Origin of the sequence: Amycolatopsis sp. 195334CR, from assembly GCF_017309385.1 — a bacterium.
Classification (GTDB): domain Bacteria; phylum Actinomycetota; class Actinomycetes; order Mycobacteriales; family Pseudonocardiaceae; genus Amycolatopsis.
This window is the reverse complement of record NZ_JAFJMJ010000002.1, coordinates 816,829-835,381: the sequence shown is the minus strand read 5'-3', so window position 1 is coordinate 835,381 and position 18,553 is coordinate 816,829. Positions and strand designations below refer to the sequence as shown.

Genomic DNA, 18,553 nt, shown 5'->3' with positions numbered 1-18,553 from the left:
GGTTGGTCCTCCCGGTGTCAGGCGGGCTCGGCGGAGGCGACCGCTTGGAGCTCGACCTTCAGGCTGGGGAGAGCAAGGGCCACCCCCAGTGCGTAGCGGGCGGGGTGGTGCCGGGCGAAGAACTCCGCGTAGACGCGATTGAAGCCGTCGATGTCGGCCACGATGTCGGCCAGGTAGACCCGCACGATCCCGACCTGGCCCAGCGATGAGCCGGCGCTTCGCAGGACGGCCTCCAGGTTGCTCAGCGCGACCCGTGCCTGCTCCTCGATCGTCTCGCCGACCACTTCGCCGGTGGCCGGGTCGATCGACAGGACGCCGGCGGTGTGCACCGTCCCGTCCATGCGGGCCGCGGCCGACAGGGGCAGGTTCCCGTAGTCCAGCGCGTTTCCGACGCGGATCAAGTCAGTGCTCATCGTGCCTCTTCCATCCTTTGTGGAATCGTTGAGGGGTGAACGGCCGCAGGACGCCGGGAGACCGGCCCGTGGCGATCAGCTCGGCGAGCGTCTCGCCGGTGGCCGGTGCGAGGGTGATGCCGAGCATGGCGTGCCCGGTGGACACGTAGACGTTGGCATAGCGGGCCGATCCGCCGATGACGGGAAGACCGTCGTAGGTGAGCGGGCGCATGCCGCCCCAGACATCCTCGATCGGGCCGCCGGCCCAGTCGCCCAGGTAGGTCCGCGCGTGCTCGGCGATCGACCTGACCCGGCCCTGGTGGATCTTCTCGTTAAGCCCGCTGAGCTCCATGGTCCCGGCGATGCGGGTGCGGCCGTCCTCATAAGAACTGACTCCGACCTTCACGTCGCCGAAGTACAGCGGGTGGGCGGGCGGGTTCTCCGTGCGCACCGTGAAGCTGTACCCCTTGGCACCTTGGACCGGCAGGTCCACGCCGAGCTTGCGGGCCAGTGGCCTCGTCCAGGCGCCGGCGGCGAGCAGGACACGGTCGGCTTCGATGCGCTCGCCGTGGGAGATCGCGGCGACGACCCGGTCGCCCTTCGTCTCGAAATCCGTGACCTCCAGGCGCTCCCGGATGACCGCACCCCCTTGACGCAGCCGGTCGGCCAGCCCTCGGGTGAGCGTCTGCGGGTCCACGTGTCGTTCGCCGGCGAGCAGGAAGCCCGCCGACACGCGCTGCGAGAGCGCCGGTTCGAGCTGGTGCACGGCGGACGAGTCGAGCGGGGCGTCGGGCACCTCGTAGCCGAACCTCGCCATTTCCCGCAGCGAGGCGAGTTCGTGCGCCGCGCCCTGTTCGGTCAGGAATGCGAACAGCAAACCCTTCTGCCACATGGCGAACTCCACTCCATCCCGCCGGAGTTCGTCGAACAGCGGCATCGTCCTGCGGTTGAGCTCCGCCATCGCAGCGAGCCCGGCCGCGTGATCGCGGCGGTTGCAGTACCGCCAGAAGCGCCACAGCCACAGCGCCAGTGCCGGGTCGGGCCGGGGCGGGATGAACAAGGGGGAGCTCGGCTTGGCGATGTTGCGCAGCGCGTACTTCCGGACCGACGGCGCCGGGATGGGCCCGGACAGCACGGGCGTGACCCAGCCGGCGTTGCCCCGCGAGGCACCGTCTCCGACGTGGCCGCGATCCAGCACAACGACCTCGGCACCCGCGCGCTGCAGGAAGTAGCCGGTCGCGAGGCCGATGGCTCCACCGCCCACGATGACGACCCGCTCACCAGCGGCCATGGCGGTCATGAACGTTCCCTTCGGTCGGCACGTCCGTGGTAGAGGAACTGGGCGTGGCCGGCTCCGTCGTCCCCGACGAACGTGTACGGCTGGTAGTAACCGGTTGCCGGATCGATGCGCGCGACGAACGTCTCGCCCCGGTACGGCAGCAGTTCGTTCTTCGACGGGCGCTCGCCCATCTCGGCGAGGATCCCTTTCGGCGTGCGCTCGATCCACAGTCGGCCGGCATCGTCCCCGCTCACCACCGTGTCGGTGACCATCGACGTGTACTCGCCCACGAACCGTGCCACCTCGACCGGCGCCGGGCCGGCGGCCGGGGCGGGCAGGGGCGGCACCACCACGTCCGCGAGATCGTGCAGCACCCGAGCCATGACCTCCTGGTACAGGTGCAGCGCCCGGCCACCGTTGGCCGACAGCGCGACGGCGACACCGCGGTGCGGGACGACCCGGAGGTAGGCGTTCTGGCCGATGGTGGCGCCGTCGTGGCCGAACACCGGCCCACCCGTCCAGTCGTAGAGCAACCAGCCCAGGCCCAGCGCGTCAGGCATGAGCCCGTGGTCGGGCGCCTGCACCTGGGGCTCGCGCATCGCGAGCGCCGACTCCGGCGACAGCACCGGCGTGCCACTGTCTGCCACGAGGTGCCTGTGGACGAACGTGAGGAGCTCACGCGGACTCATCGCCAGTGTCGAACCAGCCGGAGCGTTCGAACGCGGGAGCGCCCAGACCGGTGCTGGAACCGGTTCCGCGTCCAGGCCGGGCTGCACGTGCCCGATCGCGGCGCGGTAGCGGATCGCGTCGTACGGCCCTGCTGCCGCGTGGGTCAGGCCGAGCGGTGCGATGAGGTGCTCGCGCACGCAGTCGTCCCAGCACTTGCCCCGCAGCACCTCGATGATGCGGCCGAGCACGCAGAAGCCGGCGTTGTTGTAGGAGAACCGCTCGCCCGGGGGAAAGAGCTGCGGAACGTCCGAAAGAGACGCCACGAGCCTTTCCACGGCATCGTCGCCGGGTCCGGTGTCGGTGAAGACGTCACCCTCGAAACCCGCGGTGTGGCACATGAGCTGCCGGACCGTGATCCCGGCCGCGGCCTGCTCGTCCCCGACGGTGAAGCCCGGCAGGTGGGCCCGCACCGGATCGTCGAGACCCAGCAGCCCCTCGTCCACCAACTGCATCGCCAGCGTTGCAGTCCACACCTTGGAAATCGACCCGATCTGGAACAGCGAGTCCACTGTGGAGTCAACGCCGGTGCCGGTGTTGAGCACGCCCGCCGCGTGGTCGGTCACCTCGCCATCGGCGAGCACCGCGACAGCGGCGCCGGGAATCCGGTGCTGGGCAAGAAGTTCAGCAAGGCTCTCGTCGAGCCAAGCCGCGGTGTCGGCAAGTGTCGGCATGAGCAGCCCCTCTCAGGCGTGGGCCGTCATGACGTCCCGAAGGACTCGCAGCACGTTCTCTCCCAGGATCTTCCGGATGTCGGACTCGGCGAAGCCGCGCCGCACCAGCGCCTCGGTGATCTTCGGCAGGTCCGACGGACGGGCGACCTCGGCGTGTGCGGCGGTGGCCGCGAGGTCAGGCGGAATGATCCAGCCACCGAAGACCTGCTGGTAGTAGTCGTCGATGAAGTCGGGGCCGAGCCCGACGTGGTCGATGCCCGCCACGTCGGCGATCCGCTCGATGTGGTCGACGACCCGGTCGGCCGTGGGGTGCTGGGCGTCGATGAAGAACGGGATCGCCGCGGCCACCCCGATGACGCCACCGAGCTGGGCGATCCGCTTGATGTGGTCGTCGTGGAGGTTGCGGTGGACGTCGGTGATGCCGAGGCAGGCCGAGTGGGTCGCGAGAAACGGCCTGGTGGCGAGTTCGAGCACGTGGTCGACCCCACCGATACCGAGGTGGCTGATGTCGAAGACGATGCCCAGGTCCTCCAGCTCGCGCAGGGCCTCGATGCCTTGCGGGGTGAGGCGGCCCCGTGAAGTCGTGTCGAGGCCGCTGCCATCGGCGAGGAACGTGCGGCCAAAGTGCGCCATCGACACGACCCGGACCCCCACCCGGTGAAGAGTGCGGACGAGCGCGACATCCTGCCCGATTCCGTGCGCTCCCTCGAGCGCGATGACCAGGGCGATCTTGCCGTCGGCGACCGCGGAGTCGATCTCGGCGCCGGTCAGGCAGACTGCCACGTCGTCACTGTGCTCGGCGGCGAGTCGATGGATGCGCTCGACGAGCAACAGGGTGCGCCGCAGGCCGCCCTCGGACTGGAAGGCCGGTTCGAGGCAGATGGGCAGGATCTGGACGTCGACTCCCCCGGCACGCAGTTCGGGGAGCCAGAAGTCCCTGAAGTGGCCGGGCTGATCTCGCTGGTCGAAGTGGTCGACCAGCAGGATGAGGTCGTTGTGGCAGTCCACCACCACGGCGTCCTGGTGCAGAGGCATGCCCGCAAGTGTAGGAACCGATCCACCCGAACGGATGCGCAGAATGTCGCACTACGGGGGCCTATGTTCAACACCTGTCGCATCAGATGTCGCCGAGAAGCCTCGCCGCCTTGATGCCGAGATGCAGCACGAGGCGGAGTTCGCCGTCGCTCAGGTCGAAGCCGGTGAGCTCTTCGATGCGGCGGAGCCGGTGGTAGATCGTCGCCCGGTGCACACCGAGTTGCTCGGCCACCGCGCGGGAATCTCCCGCACGGTCGAGGAACGCCTCCGCGGTTACCAGGAGCGCGGAATCGGCGTCGAGGAGTGCGGTGATCGCCTGCGCGACCCCCATGCTGCGGAGCTGCTCACGCGGCAGAGCGGCCAGCAGGGCGTAGATCCCCAGCGCGTCGTGGCGGGCGACGGGCCGGAAGACCGGGATGACGTCGGCGACCCGGATCGCGTCGAGGGCCTGCTGGTACGAGGTCGCGGCGTCGGCCAATCGCGCCGCCGGACGGCCCACCCCGGCGACCACGGCCCGCCAGCGCTCGGCGCGCCCCAGCCGCTCCACCGCGGACGAGCACAGCTCGTCCGCGAGCCGGGGGATCCGCTCCAGCGCGCGCTGCGTCACGACGAGCAACCCGTGGCCGGGGCGGATCAGGACCATGCTCTCGCGGACCGGCATCGCCATGGCTGCCGCGCGTAGCGCCGCTCCGAGCGCCAGCCGGTCACCCTCTTCCACCTCCTGACCAGCTATCGGCAGAGGTGCGACGACGATGACGACCACGCCCCCGCGCGCCGCGAAGAGACCGGATTCGACGAGCCCACCGGCAGCGAGAGCGCGAGCCACGGGATCCTCCGACGTCAGATCCCGGAGGAACTCCCCGACACGGGCGTCGTGCAGCTCGCCGAGCGCCCGCTCGCGGAACAGCACCTCGGCGGCTTCGTCGGCCGCGGCCCCGGCGAGCTCAAGCCCGGCATCGTCCACCGGCTCCTCGGCGTCAATGAGCCACAGGTAGCCGAACTGAACACCCTGGAAGCGGATCGGGATGGCGACCCGCGGCAGCAGGTCGAGCTCCGCCGAAGCAGGAAGGCGAACCGGCCCGTCGGCACGAGGAAGCCGAAACCGCCGCAGCCAGGCGACCGCCTCCGGCGGGGCCTCACGGGTCAGGATCACCCGCGCTCGCATGTCGTCGATCGGACCGGCGTGCGCACTGTAGGCGAGCAGCCGGAAGTGGACGTCGTCGACCGCGACCGCCCGGCCCAGCTGCCGAGCCAGTGTGTCCACCACCCGCTGCAGGTCTTCGCTCACGCCGGTGAATGTAACCCGCCCGCCGTCAGCGCGTCCCAGGCAGACAGGACGGGCAGGACGGCAGGCGCGCACCGTGGTGGAGGAATCGCTTGTACCGGCCTTCTTCCTCAGTCTGCTCGGGAAGGTCCGCGGTCAATAGCGGCCGTTCGGGAAGCGTGTCAAGGTCCACGCGGGTGCCGCCCTTGATGACCGCGTGAATGCTCTGGTAGTTCTTGGCGCCCTGCAACGGATCCCGGTCGAGCACCACCAGGTCGGCGCGCTTTCCAGCTTCGAGCGTGCCGAGTTCGTCGTCGACCCGGTACGCCTCGGCGACGTTGCGGGTCGCCGCCCGCAGCAGGTCCATCGGCGACATGCCTTTCTCCTCCATCGCCCGCAGCCAGGTGAAGTGCCCGGTCGCCAGCCGTCCGAGCGCTTCGCCTTCGGGCAGCCCGTTCCAGGTGTTCTTGATCATCGGCTCCCGCATGACCTCCGGCGCGAGAATTCCCCCGTCGTTGGCCATGAGAATGGTGGCCCCGGATTCGACCAGGTGACGGCAGTTGGCGTCGGCGGCCTTCCACATCGTCCATTCGAGATCCGAAATGGACTCCTTCAGCGTCGAAAGACCGTTGTCGGTCAACGGGAAGAGGACGGCGCCGCAGTTCCGCTCGGCGAACGACTCGAGCGTCTCCTTGGGAATCTCGGTCGGCCCGGTGACGTTGCAGTGCTGGATCAGATCGCAGCCCGCTTCGAGTGAGAGCCGCAGCCCCTCGACCGACGAGGTGTGCGCCTGCGCGGTCACCCCAGCACGGTGGGCTTCTTCCACAATGGCCCGCTGGGTGCGCCCCGAGAACTGCAGGAAGGCACCGGCCGCGGTCGCGCCGTGCTCGTTCGACGCGAACTTGACGAAGTCGATGCCACGCCCGATGTACTCCCGCACCTCCTCGCCGACGGCCTCGGGCGTCAGCCACATCAGGTGCCGGCCGGTGTTCTCCACCCACGTCGCGTTGACCCGGTCGACGAAGTAGGAGCTGCCGACCCCGCTGATCCGTCCGTCGAAATCCCCGGAGAACGGACCGTCGAACCCGATGATGTTGCCGGCACAGCGAATGCGGCTGCCCACGACCTCACCCCGGTCGATCCGGTCGCGAACGGACATGAGCACACGACGCGGCCCCCAGGTGTCGAACACCGTGGTCATTCCGCTCTTCAGCGCGACTTGCGCGGCCTCGATGATCAGGTCCTCGTACCGGTCCTCATAGCGGACGAGGGTTTCGAGGAAAACGCTCATCAGCAGGTGCACGTTGGCGTTCATCAGCCCTGGAATGACGTACTTCCCGCTGAAGTCCACGGTTTCGGCGTCCGCGGAGATCTCCTCCGGTCGGCCGATCGCCACGATCCGGCCCTCGTCGATCAGGATGGCCTGGCCGTCGATTCCCTTGTCGGCAACGCCATCGATGATGGTCGCACCGGTCAGCAACTGAGGCATGTGTTCTTTCCTTTACTCATTCGAAGCGGGCAGTTCGACCGGGAAGCGCGGCGCCGGCGATGACCGCCCCGACGCCGACCACGGTCGCCATGAGGAAGACCGCGCTGAAGGACGACCAGGTGGGCAAGGCCGTCCCCGGAACGGGGTCGCTCGCCAGGACGCTGCCCGACACCTGCACGCCCACCGTCGCGCCGATCGAGCGCACGACCAGCAGCAGGCCGCTCGCGCTGGCCATCCGCTCAGCGGGCACCGCCGACGACACGATGTTCATCGCCTGGGTCAGGCCGATGCCGATGCCGAGCCCGGCAAGCCCGGACGCGAACGCCAGCACGACGCCCTCGTGGCGGGCCAGGAAGAGGACCGCGGCGGAAGCGACGATCGGCAGGCAGGACAGCACCAGCACCATCTTGGCGCCGAGCACGCGTTCCAGCAGCCCGGCCAGTGGCGCCGACGCGGCGGCGACCACGCCCAGCGGGATCAGCAGCAGCCCAGCCGTGCTCGGCGTGTCGCCGAGCCCGTACCCGGTCGAGGGAGGCGCGGCGACGATCGTCGGGAGTGAGAGGAAGACCGCGTACGTCGCCCAGCCGACGGCGAACGCGACGACGCAGGTGATGATCACCGACCGGCCACCGGAGCGAAGATCGATCAGTGGCTGCCGGACCTTCAACTCGACCACCACGAACACGGCCAGCAGCGTCAGGCCCGCAGCGCCGAGCGAGAGGAACTCCGCCGACCACCATCCCCACGACGGGGACTGGGTGAGACCGATGAGCACCGCGAGCAGACCACCGCTCAGCAAAGCCGCGCCCACCCAGTCGACCCGGACGTCGCCAGTGGGCGGCCGGGCGGCCGGAAGTACCGGCACCGCCGCGGCACCGAGCAGGACCAGGGCGGCCAGCGGGAGCCAGTAGAGCCAGTTGTAGGGCAGTGCGGTCAGGAGCGGGCCGGCCAGCAACAAGCCGATGACCGAACCCAGTCCCGACATGCCGACCACCAGGCCGTTGCCGATCCTGGCCCGCGCGGCCGGCTGGGTGTCCCGCAGAATGCCGAGCGACAGGGGAACGAGTCCGAGCCCGGCGCCCTGGAGCACCTGACCGATCGCGAGCACGACGATCGACGTGGCCACCGCGCCGAGGAGCGTGCCCACCGCGACGATCCCCAGTACGACGAGGAAGACCGCCTTCTTGTCGTAGATGTCGGCCAGCCGTCCGACCAGCGGGGTCGCCACCGTGCCTGACAGGAGCAAACCGGTGAAGACCCAGGTGATCGACGAGGCGGAGGCGCCGACCCCGTCCTGGATCAGGGGCAGTGCCGGAACCAGCATCGACTCCAGCACGGTGTAGACCAGGATGACCAAGCCCAGCACGGCGGTGGCGGATGCCCCGGATTTCGGTCCGTTCTCGACGGTGAGCGCAGATACCGACATGGATGTCTCCGGATGGGTGAGCGAGCCTTTCGACGGGGTGTGGCACAGCGCTACCCGTGCGGGGAACGGGAGGTGCACGCTTGGGGAACAGTTGCCGGACCCCGGGTTGATGCACCAGTGTCACCGCTCACCGCGACCGCCACCTATAGGAAAATGTCGAATCACGCCATCGCATATACGTCACCTGTCGCACCGCCTCTAGCCAAACCGCCTGCCTGAGGCACCGAAGTGTCCAGCCCGGTGGTGCGGTGCTCGCCGGCGGACTGCCCGGCGACGGTGACGTTGTCCGGATCACCGGCGAAGGCGGCGGCGTTCTCCTGCACCCAGTGCAGGAACGCCACCTGGTCGGCGAAGCCGAAGTTGCCCGATCCGGCCAGGCCGGGGAGGCCGAAGTTGCCGAGCGCGCCGAGGCGGTAGTTGATGGAGACCACCATGACCCGGCCGCGTTCGGCGAGGCGGCGGGCGTCGTAGTCCGAACCGCTGCCGGTGGTGAAACCCGCGCCGTGCCACCACACCACGACCGGCAGGCGTTCGCCGGGGGCGACCTCGCTCGGGGTGGTCACGTCGAGGAAGAGGCAGTCCTCGTCGATCGGTGCGCCGGGCGGGGCCGAGGCTGTGCTCTGGGGGCAGCGGGATCCGGGCGCGGTGGCCTGCGTGTCCCCTTCCCACGGCGCGGGCTTTTCGGGCAGCGTCCAGCGGCGCGGCCCGAATGGGGCCTGCGCGTAGCGGATTCCCTGGAACTGCCGGGTGGTCGCGTCCGCGCGGCCCGCTACCTGTCCGCTGGTGGTGGTGACGGTGGTCGGCGCGAGTTCGGGAACGGGCTCGGGCTCGGCGCAACTGGGCCCGGCCCGATGTCACGAACGTGGCTTTCGGGACGCAGGATCCCGAAAGCCACTTGGGTTCATGGGGTCGTTGCAACACCGGTTGTGATCGGAGGTTGTGATGGCGGGTCGGGTGCCGTTGGGGCGGGGTGTGCGGGTGCGGTTAGGGCGGGCGGAGCGGCCAGTGCTGTCCCGGAGCCGGAGACAGTAACCGTGATCAGGCCGTAGGTCAGGCCCGCCATCGCGTAGACGCCGAGCTTGGCGGCGAGCACTGTCCAGCGCCTGGGTGCGCCACACCGCACTAGGCCGCGTCAGCGGCCATCGGCGAACCCGGCCTGCGAGAGAGCGAGGCGGAATCAATTTCCGGTGATCAGGGAGCGCAGGGTACCGAGTAGTTCCCCGCGGTCGGTGATGCCGGTTTTACTCCGGATCCGGGCCATGTGGTGTTCGACGGTTTTGCCGGAGATGTAGAGCTGTGCCCCGACCTGCTTGTAGGTCAGGCCTTCCACGACGAGTTCGGCGACCTGCCGTTCGCGGCGGCTGAGTTCCACCTCCGGGGTGGTCACCGAAGTGGTGCCCGCCGCGTCCTCGCGGCTGCGGCCCTGGAACTGGCGGGCCGTTTCCAGCAGCCGGGTCATCGCCTGGCGGTCGCTGGTGCGGATCGCCGCCTGGCCGGCCAGCCGCGCGGCGTCCCAGACGAAACCCAGGTCCCGCAAGCCGGACGCAGCCGCGGTGACCCGGTCGGCGTCGGGTTGCCCGGCGAGCACGGACAGCCAGGCGCCGCCAGCCTCGGCGAGCGCGGCCGGATAGCGGCCGGCGCCAGCCACCGACTCCAAAGTGGACAGCTCGGCGCGGGCAGCGTCGGCGTCGTCGGTGACGATCGCGGCGTAGAACCTGCTCCACGCCGTCGCCGTGGCCCACAGCGGCGGGTTTCCCAGCGCCGCCAGGGTGGTGGTGATCTGCTCGGTGGTCAGCGCGAACGAGGACCGCTCGCCGAGCCGGGCCGCGGCGATGGCGATCTCGTTCAGCGGCAGCAACAGGAACAGGTTCACCGGATTGCGCAGCAACGCCGGGTAAGCCCGGCTCCACGCCCGTCGTAACGCGGGCAGGTTGCTGGAACGGCGGGCGATGCCCAGTTCGAGTGCGGCAGCGAACAGTTCCTCGCGGTTGTCCAGCCCGGCACCAGCCTGCCGGGCCCGCTGGGCCGCAGCCGGGAGATCACCGCGAAGCAGGGAAACCCAGGCCAGCAACAGGTGATGCCGCGCGGCGAAAGATTCGCCCGCCGCGGCGGTTTCGAGAATGGCTTCGGCGGGACCGAGTTCGCCCCAGTGCATGGCCGCGATACCCGCGAGCGCGGCGGGCGAGTCCGGCAGCAGTGCCGCCGGGTTCTTCGGGCGCACCAGATCGGCGGCGCCGAACAGCGTGGGCAGGGCTCGCGCCGGAGTGTCCGAAATGGACTCGGCCAGTCCGGTGCCCAGGCGCTCGGCGATGGCCGTGGACAGGGTGGGGACGAGCGCCGGTGCTGGTGGCCCCGTCGCGCGTCTGCCCACCGCAGTTTCCGCGACGACCGCGAAGTTCGCCGCCGCGGGCACACCCGCGAACCGGAACAGCTCGGCGCTGCGCACCAGCTCTCCTCGCCGGCCGAGAACCAAGCCCGCGATCAACGCGCCTTCGGCCTGGCTTTCCCGGTGGGCGCTGGAGAGCAGTTCGTCGCTCAGGCGCAGTGCGGTGTCGAGGTCGCCGGCCAGCGCGGCGGCACGCGCCCAGTTCGCGACCAGGTCCGCCGACCGCGGCCCGGCGGCGGCCGCCGCGGCGAAGAACTCGGCGGACAACCGGGGCACGGCGGTTTCCTCGGCAGCTCGGACGAATACCTCGGCGGCGGTGGGACCGGTGATCTCGACCGCGAGAAACCTGCCCGCGAGGTCTTCGACGGGCTGTCCCGAACGCAGTTGGATCTCGGCCATCCGGTGCAGCACCTCGACCCGGCGCGGTGCCGGGCAGAGCCGCCGGATCGCGTCCGCGGCGACCGGGACCAGCCTGCCGTCGTGCCCGAGCAGCCCGGACGCCCTGGCCAGCTCGACCACCGCCGCCCGCCCGGGCCCGAACAGCGCGTCGAGCAGATCGGTGTCCGCAGTGGCGCCCGCTTCCGCGGCGATCAGGTAGCGCAGGACGTCATCGGGTAGCAGGGCGAGGTCCGAGCGGAAGCCGTCGAGCCCGTCGAGACCGGCGATACGCGCGACGAACCGCGGCACCCCGCCGGTGTGGCGGTGCAGCCGCTCGATCCGGTCGTCACCGAGTTCCGTGCCGTGCGCGGCGGCCAGTACGCCGGTCTGCGCCGTGGTGAGCGGGCCCAGTGGCACCACCTCACCGATCTCGGTGGCCAGCGCGCGCAGGGCCGCCGGGCGCGGGGCCGGGCGCTGGGTGAGCACCACCCGCGGATAGCCCGACCGCACGACTTCCCGTAGCCGGTTCAGCTGGTGGTCGCCGAGCAGGTGCGCGTCGTCGATCACCACCGCGCTGCCGTGCCGGTCCCCCAGATCGCGTGTGGTCAGAGCGACCGCGTCGAGCACCTCGAATCCGGCGGCGGTGTAGGCGGCGGAGACCTCCGCGATGAGCGTCGACTTGCCGTAGCCACCCGGAGCGGAGACCACGGCCCGCACGACCGCCTTCGGGGTCGTGCGCACCTGCTCCACCAGGCGGTCCACCGCGCGGCCGGTGACCGCCTGCCCGACCTCACATCGCATGCTGTGCGCCTCCACCTGTCCGTCCGCTTCCTTGCCCCCGGAATTCGGAGCCACGGGCGGCCCGGTTCGCCCGATTCGGTGAAAACCTCACGGAACGCAACCCCCATCGCCCTAGGGGGGTCGAGGACTCCTCCCCGGATGGCGGCATCGGGACAACTGGGAGTGAGCACCGATGTGGCCGGGGCGAGCCCACGCCTAGCTTGATCTTCGAACCCCGATCCCCCGAACAGGAGAAGTTCCTTGCCCGACCAGAACCTGTACGACTTCGCCCTCAACCTGCTCAACAACCCCGACGCCCAGTCGGCCTTCGACGCGGCGCCCCAGGACGTGCTCAACGACGCGGGCCTCGGCGACATCACCCCGGGCGACATCCAGGAGATCCTCCCGCTGGTGCTCGACTCCACGCAGGCCCAGGGGATCGACTCCCTCAGCCAGGGCCTGTCCCTCGGCGACGGCGGCGGCTTCTCCCCGGTCAACGACCTGGCGCAGAGCCTCGACTCGGCGATCAGCGGCGGCGACGTGACCGGCGCGGTGAGCGGCGTGACCGAGAACATCGGCAACGGCGACCTCGGCATCGGTGGCATCAGCGACCTCGACGGCATCACCGGCGACCTGACCGGCGTCGACGGCATCACCGGTGGCCTCAACGGGCTGGACGGCCTCGACGACGTCACCGCGGGCCTGACCTCGGTCGGCGACCTGACCGCCTCCGCCGGTGACCTGACCAACTCGCTGCAGACCGGCGACCTCGGCATCTCCGACGTCGTGGAGACCGGCCCGGCCGCGGTCACCGACACCGTCGGCGACCTCAACGTCGGCCAGGTCAGCGAACTCGGCAACATCGGCCAGGTCGCCGGTGACCTGGGCACCATCGACGTCGGCGGCGTGCTCAGCGGCAACGACGTCGACTTCTAGGCGAGGTCGATCTCCAGTCGATCGTGCACGATGCCTTCGGCCAGGTCCCGCACGCCGCGGCCCTGGCCGAAGGCATGTGCGCGCAGGAGCGCGAACGCGTCTTCGGCGCTGAGGTCGTGCTGTCCGGCGATCTGGCTGATCGCGAGTGCCACGGTCGAGTAGTGTTTGAGTTCGCCGCGTTCGACGGCGGTGACGGCGGCAGGCAGGCCGGTGCCCGGGTCTTCGAGTGCGTCGGCCAGCAACTCGACGAGGATGGTCGAATCCAGCTGCCGCCGGATGCTCAGCGGGCCGGTGGTTCGCCGGTAACCGCTGAGCACGGCGACCGGTTCGTCACCGCAGACGATCGGCCAGCAGAACTGCGCGGCGAGGTGCTCGGCGCAGGCGAAAGTGACGTAACCAGGCCAGTGCCAGCGCACGGCGGCCAGATCGGGAACGTAGATGGCACGTTCATCGGTGAAGGCCGCCATGGCAGGCCCGTCGCCCATCCCGTATTCCAGCTCGGTCAGGCCCCAGGCCCAGTCACTGGTCGCCACGATGGGTTCCCGGATCCGGGAGTCGAGGAAGAGCGACAGCGCCGCGGCGTCGAGGCCGAGTTCGCCGACCAGCACCGCGCACACCGAATTCGCCCGGCTCCACAGCAGACCGGACTCCGGCAGGCCGATGATGGCCCGCCGGAGCTGCTCACGCCGATTGCTGTCCACTGTGGAGCCGGGCGGCAGGGTCAGTTGGCGGCGCTGGTGTTGACCTCGCCGTTGACGCCCTTCGGGAAGAAGCCGCCCGAAGTGGCGGCCTTGTTGGTCAGGTAGACGATGTTGAGCACCTGGCCTGGCGAGCGGGAGAACGCGACTCCGTTCGCGTCGGCGGGCACGATGTTGGCCTGTCCCTTGCCATCGACCACACCCTGGTCGAGATCGGTGGCCCCGTCGAGGCTGTCCCGGGCGTTGGACAGCTTGCCCGCGGCCTCCTTCAGATCGCGGCCGAGCAGACCGAGGTCGAGCAGTCCGCCGCGGTGTTCGTAGAGCGCGGTGCGGATGTTCGCGGCGTGGTAAGCCTCGACGGCCAGAATCCCCGCCGCGGCCTCCAGGTAGGTCTTGTTCGTGATCAGCGGCGCGGCGCCCTTGTAGGCGGTGACGCCGACGTCTTCGAACAGGAAGGCGGCGAGCAGGAAGTTCTCCTCGCAGCCGAACGGGTCGAACGGCTTGCCCGGCTTCACCAGGCCCGCGGCCTGCGCGGCCGCGGTGAAGCTGCTCTGCAGATCGATCGCCGGACGACTCACCGCGGCCGAACCCAGTGCGGTGCGCAGGAAAGCCACGTGTGCCTTCTCGTCCCCGGCGATCTCCTGCGCGTACTGGCGGGCCGCTTTTGTCTTGAACCGCACGGCTTTCCCGCCGGTGACCCCACCGGGGGTGCCGGTGCCGCCGACGAGTGAGTCCGGCAGGCCCTTGCCGGTGGTGGCGTAGAGGTAGAACTCGGCTTCCAGGTATTCCAGGTTGAGCGCGAAGTTCAGCACCGCGGCGTCACTCACCTCGGCTCCCGGTGCCTGCCGACCCGCCTGCTGGGCCGGTGCGGCGGCGGCCGCGGGCGTCACGAGCCCGTTCAGGGCCCCCGCGCCGACCACCCCCAGCCCGGTCATGCCCGCGGCGTGCAGGAACCGCCGCCGGTCCTGCTCGTTCTCCGCGCTCCGGTTGATCATCGACGCCGCATATCGCTTGCCAAACACCTGACGATCTCCTTTCGGCCCGGGACCGGGGTGATCCCTGGGCGGGCCGGCGACGGCCGATCATGCAGGCGGGGTGGAGCCACGCCGGTACTGGAAGTTCGATACCGCGGCGGGAGCGGATTGGTGGCGCCGCCGCTGTGGTCGCGGAGTGATGGGCGGCCACAGCGGCGGCTTCCGGGTGCCCACCCCGCCTGCTCGGGGCACCCGGTCAGGACGCTGCGGCGGCAACACGGGGGTGGAGGTTGCCGCCGCAGCTGGTTCGGGCGGGTTACTTGTTGGTGCCCGGCATCATCACCTTGTCGATGACGAAGACGGTGGCGTTCTTGGTGGGGATGTTGCCGCACAGCACCTTCGCGCCGTTCACCGTCATGTTCTCGCCGCTGCCCTCGATCTTCAGCGGACCACCCGCGGTGTTCAGGCTCTCCAGCGAACCACCCGCGGCCTCCAAGCCCTTGGCGTCATAGCGCTTCGGCACGACGTGGTACTGCAGGATCGGCGCCAGCTCGTCCGGCTTACCGGCCAGCTCGTTGAACTTCGCGTCACCCAGCTCGGCGAAGGCCGGGTCGGCCGGAGCGAACACGGTGATCGCCTCCTGGCTGTTCAGCGTGTCCACCAGGTTGGTGGCCTTGACCGCGGCCACCAGCTTGGTCAGCAACGGGTTGGTCGAAGCGGCGCTGGCCACCGGCTGCGGACCCATCGAGTCCAGCGAACCGGGCTCACTGCCCTGCGGCAGCTGCGAACACGCCGGGCCGAACACATCGGCGTTGGTCGTCACACCTTCACCCGCACCAGCGGTGGGGCTGGACATCGGCGGCGCCATCTCGCTCGACGGCGCCGGAGCCGGGGTTCCGGTGCTCCCGGAGGACGCGGTGTCGCCGCTGTCGCAGGCGGCCAGCGAGAGGGCGGCCACGGCGGTGATGCCGATTCCGGCAATGCGAAGCTTGTTCACGAAAATCACTCCATTGGATTACACAGGCCCTGCTCCGGCCTGTTTTCTGGTGGTGATTCGGAGTCGCCAGGACTCCGGTTTGGTGTGGTGCGGAAATATTTCTCAGCGGGCGGTGAAGTTGATGACGTGCCAGCCCGTTGCGCCGTCGGGAACGGTGCCCATGCGCTGGTCGGTCTGGGTGTAGCCGGATTTGTCGGTGGCCCGGCAGATGACCTGGTGACTGCCGGGCGGCACGTCGAACTCGTGCCACCACATCCGCCAGGTGTCCGGGTTGACTTCCCTGGTCAGGGTCGCTTCCTGCCAGGCACCGCGGCTGATGCGCACCTCGACCTTGGCGATCCCGGTGTGCTGCGCCCAGGCGACGCCGCCGACGCGGACCTTGCCCGCGGGCAGCGTTTCGAACCCCTTCGGGAAATCGATCCTGGACTGCGTTTTGATCGGCGCCTGCTCCGCCCAGCTGCGCTCGAGCCAATAGGCACGGCGAGCCGCCCAGGTGGTGATCTCCAGATCGACCACCCATTTGGTGGCCGAAACATAACCGTAAAGACCGGGCACCACCATCCGGGCCGGAAAACCGTGCTCCACCGGCAGCGGCTCACCGTTCATCCCGATCGCCAGCATCGCACCGCGCCCCCGGTCTAGCGCCGCGGCCACGGGGGTACCGGCAGTCCAGCCGTCCACACTGGTCGAGAACAACTGCTCGGCACCCGGCCGCACCCCGGCCTCGGTCAGCAGGTCCGCCAGGTCCACGCCGACGAAGTTGGCCGTGGACACATAGGTGCCACCGACCTCATTGGACACACACGTCATGGTGATCGTGCGTTCGACCAGCGGACGGTCGCGGATGTCGGCGAAGCTGTAGGTCCGCTCGTTGTCCACCATGCCGTGGATGCGCAGACTCCAGTCCTCGGTGCGCACCTGCGGCACCGACAGCGCCGTGTCCACCCGGTAGAAATCCTTGTTGGGAGTCAAGAAGGTCGGGGTCCCCAGCTTCGCGAAGTCGGCGTCAGCCGGGATCGCGGGTGCTGTGCGGGCGGGAACCAGCTGTCCGACCGCGGCTCGGGAAGAGGCGGCGTCACGGGCCCCGGCCAGTAGTTGCCCGCCCGCACCCGCCACTCCCGCACCGACCACCACACCCGCTCCGGCGACCAGGAAGCTCCGGCGCGAAGTGGCCCCGCTTTCGGCGTGCTCCTCCCCGGAAGCCAGGGCCATTCGGTGGAGCCACAGGAAGATCCCGGTTCCGGCCAGCAGGCTGGCCACCGGCGCGAGCAGCGCGACGCCGCTCAGGTCGGGCCGCTGGTAGACCGCGACCGTTCCGACAAGTCCGAAAAGGATGATCGCGACCGCGCCGGGCACTGGGGTGCGGCGCGAGAGGATCCCGGCCAGCGCCGCCAGGACCACCATCACCACGGCCATGCCCAGCAACAGCACCAGCTTGTCGTAGGTGCCGAAGGTGCGGACGGCGTAGTCCTTCAGCTCCACCGGGGTCAGGTCGATCGCGCCGTTGCCCACCGCCAGGTACGGCGAGGCGTTGATGCTGATAAACGCCGCCACCAGGTGCCCGGCCGCCAATGCGGCGGCCAGTGCCAGCACCCCGAGCAGAGCCGCCCGTACCACGCCTAGCCGAGGTGTGGCGGCGTCGGCGGACGAGTGCTTCGAGGCGTTCATACCGGTACTTCGGCACCGGGGCCTCCGGCGGATGGGTCACTCGATGTGATGACCCTGTCAGGACAAGGAAATCATCGTGACCGCGGGTGTTGTCGGCTCCGGCGAACCACCCGCCGGTTCGGCGGTGATACCGACCCGGTCCGTGCCCGTCGGCAGATCCGTCACGACCGGCGGCATGTGCTGCCGTACGTCAGGCTGGAGCAAGCCGGCCGAGTGCGGGCCCGCCGATCCGATCAACCACACCTGGTACACCCGCGAACCGTCCAGCGGCGGCAGGTTCGCGGGCAGCACAACGGCCTTGCCCTGGCTGCGGGAAAGCACCACGGTCGTGCCGCCTTCGTCCTCCGGATCGCGCAGGGTCGCCGCGTCCGGCGCGCTCAGCACCATTCCCGCCGGGTCGAACTGCGGCTGGGCGATACCCACCTGCGGCACTTCCTCGCGGCCGATGTCGATCCCCAGTGACAGTGCGGCCACCGCCGCCGCGGCGGCGCCCAGCAGTGCCAGCACGGTGCCGCGCTTCTTCCGCGTCCCGGCCACTTCCGCGGCGGGAACCCGCGGGGGCGACTGGCGGACGCCGCGGATGTGCGCGAGCACCGCTGCCTTCAACTCGGCGGTGGGCTCCACGGCCGTCGCGGCGCCCAGCCGGGCGGCGGTGGCCCGCAGTTCGCGGACCTCCATCGAGCAGGCCGCGCAGTCGAGGAGGTGGCGTTCGAACGCGGCGCTTTCGAACGCCGACAACGCGTTGAGCGCGTAGGCGCCGGTCATCGTGTGCAGATCGGCGGTCATGACGTCACTCCCAAGCAGTCTCGCAGCCGGATCAGTCCATCCCTGATGCGGGTTTTCACCGTTCCCGGTGGGGTCTTCAGCACCACACCGACCTCGCGGTAGGTGTAGCCGTTGTAGTAGGCGAGCACGATGGATTCGCGTTGCAGGTCGGTCAGCGCGCCCAGGCACCGGCGCACCCGCCGCTGGTCGACGTTGGCGAAGGTCGCTTCGCTGACCTGGTCGAACGGCCGCCGCACGTCCATCCGCCCGGCCCGGTCGTCCCGGTCGAGTGCGGCCTGGTGCGACCGCACCCGGTCCACCGCGCGCCGGTGGGCGATCATCAGAACCCACGACAGTGCCGCCGCCCGGTCCTCCTCGTACCGCGCGGCTTGGCGCCACACCTCCAGCAGCACCTCCTGGGTGACCTCCTCGGCCTGCGCACGATCCCGCAGCACCCGGACCACCACGCCCATCACCGGCCCGGCGATCACGTCGTAGAGCGCCTCGAAAGCCGCCTCGTCACCACCGGCCACCCGCCGCAGCAACTCCTCCGGCCCAGGCGCTGCCTCCCCTGGCTCAGCTGTCGTCACCGGCACCCGCTTGTCCACGCACTGCCTCCGCTCGTCACCACCGAGGCCGGGCGGTCGGTGTCTTCGCTGGTCATTCGCCACCGAAAGGGAACCGGA

At 69.9% G+C, this 18,553-nt stretch carries 15 protein-coding genes and 1 pseudogene; 1 reads left to right on the top strand and 15 read right to left on the bottom strand.

Going from position 1 to position 18,553, the window contains the following annotated elements:
- Positions 1–17: 17 nt before the first annotated feature.
- The 9 genes and pseudogenes from JYK18_RS26955 to JYK18_RS26915 form a co-directional block, all read right to left on the bottom strand.
- Positions 18–413 (bottom strand): RidA family protein, encoded by a 396-nt coding sequence (locus JYK18_RS26955; protein ID WP_206806271.1) that lies wholly within the window; start codon positions 411–413, stop codon positions 18–20.
- A complete protein-coding gene (locus JYK18_RS26950) occupies positions 403–1,692 on the bottom strand; it encodes an FAD-binding oxidoreductase (RefSeq protein ID WP_206806270.1) in 1,290 nt (429 codons plus the stop codon). The genes JYK18_RS26955 and JYK18_RS26950 overlap by 11 nt, the downstream gene beginning before the upstream one ends.
- The gene (locus JYK18_RS26945; protein ID WP_206806269.1) at positions 1,689–3,071 is read right to left on the bottom strand and encodes a serine hydrolase; all 1,383 of its coding nucleotides are present in this window, start codon (positions 3,069–3,071) and stop codon (positions 1,689–1,691) included. The genes JYK18_RS26950 and JYK18_RS26945 overlap by 4 nt, the downstream gene beginning before the upstream one ends.
- Before the next feature lie 12 nt (positions 3,072–3,083).
- Entirely contained in the window at positions 3,084–4,106 is a 1,023-nt protein-coding gene (locus tag JYK18_RS26940) for a dipeptidase (RefSeq protein ID WP_206806268.1), read from the bottom strand.
- An 82-nt stretch (positions 4,107–4,188) separates the two neighbouring features.
- Positions 4,189–5,394: a CdaR family transcriptional regulator gene (locus tag JYK18_RS26935; protein ID WP_206806267.1), complete on the bottom strand. Its 1,206-nt coding sequence runs from the start codon at positions 5,392–5,394 to the stop codon at positions 4,189–4,191.
- A gap of 25 nt (positions 5,395–5,419) precedes the next feature.
- On the bottom strand, positions 5,420–6,859 hold the full coding sequence (locus JYK18_RS26930) for an amidohydrolase family protein (protein ID WP_206806266.1): 1,440 nt from the start codon (positions 6,857–6,859) through the stop codon (positions 5,420–5,422).
- 16 nt (positions 6,860–6,875) lie between these two features.
- Entirely contained in the window at positions 6,876–8,285 is a 1,410-nt protein-coding gene (locus JYK18_RS26925) for an MFS transporter (protein WP_206806265.1), read from the bottom strand.
- Between the two features lie 161 nt (positions 8,286–8,446).
- Positions 8,447–9,073: pseudogene (locus JYK18_RS26920) on the bottom strand (carboxylesterase family protein); the annotation flags it as partial.
- A gap of 389 nt (positions 9,074–9,462) precedes the next feature.
- A complete protein-coding gene (locus tag JYK18_RS26915; RefSeq protein WP_206806264.1) occupies positions 9,463–11,850 on the bottom strand; it encodes a helix-turn-helix transcriptional regulator in 2,388 nt (795 codons plus the stop codon).
- A 240-nt stretch (positions 11,851–12,090) separates the two neighbouring features.
- Between JYK18_RS26915 and JYK18_RS26910 the strand changes: the two genes are divergently transcribed.
- On the top strand, positions 12,091–12,765 hold the full coding sequence (locus JYK18_RS26910) for an IniB N-terminal domain-containing protein (protein WP_206806263.1): 675 nt from the start codon (positions 12,091–12,093) through the stop codon (positions 12,763–12,765).
- On the opposite strand, the gene JYK18_RS26905 is transcribed toward JYK18_RS26910, so the two are convergent.
- The 6 genes from JYK18_RS26905 to sigK all read right to left on the bottom strand — a co-directional run bounded on the left by JYK18_RS26905 (position 12,762) and on the right by sigK (position 18,475).
- Complete coding sequence (locus JYK18_RS26905) at positions 12,762–13,466, bottom strand: ANTAR domain-containing protein (protein WP_206806262.1); 705 nt, start codon at positions 13,464–13,466, stop codon at positions 12,762–12,764. The genes JYK18_RS26910 and JYK18_RS26905 overlap by 4 nt on opposite strands.
- A gap of 20 nt (positions 13,467–13,486) precedes the next feature.
- Positions 13,487–14,485 (bottom strand): ferritin-like domain-containing protein, encoded by a 999-nt coding sequence (locus tag JYK18_RS26900; protein WP_206806261.1) that lies wholly within the window; start codon positions 14,483–14,485, stop codon positions 13,487–13,489.
- A 268-nt stretch (positions 14,486–14,753) separates the two neighbouring features.
- The gene (locus JYK18_RS26895) at positions 14,754–15,434 is read right to left on the bottom strand and encodes a fasciclin domain-containing protein (protein ID WP_206806260.1); all 681 of its coding nucleotides are present in this window, start codon (positions 15,432–15,434) and stop codon (positions 14,754–14,756) included.
- Positions 15,435–15,536: 102 nt separating this feature from the next.
- Entirely contained in the window at positions 15,537–17,102 is a 1,566-nt protein-coding gene (locus tag JYK18_RS26890) for a molybdopterin-dependent oxidoreductase (protein WP_206806259.1), read from the bottom strand.
- 57 nt (positions 17,103–17,159) lie between these two features.
- Entirely contained in the window at positions 17,160–17,888 is a 729-nt protein-coding gene (locus JYK18_RS26885; RefSeq protein ID WP_206806258.1) for an anti-sigma factor domain-containing protein, read from the bottom strand.
- The gene (gene sigK, locus JYK18_RS26880; protein ID WP_374195066.1) at positions 17,885–18,475 is read right to left on the bottom strand and encodes an ECF RNA polymerase sigma factor SigK; all 591 of its coding nucleotides are present in this window, start codon (positions 18,473–18,475) and stop codon (positions 17,885–17,887) included. Before sigK ends, JYK18_RS26885 begins: the two co-directional genes overlap by 4 nt.
- Between the last annotated feature and the right edge of the window lie 78 nt (positions 18,476–18,553).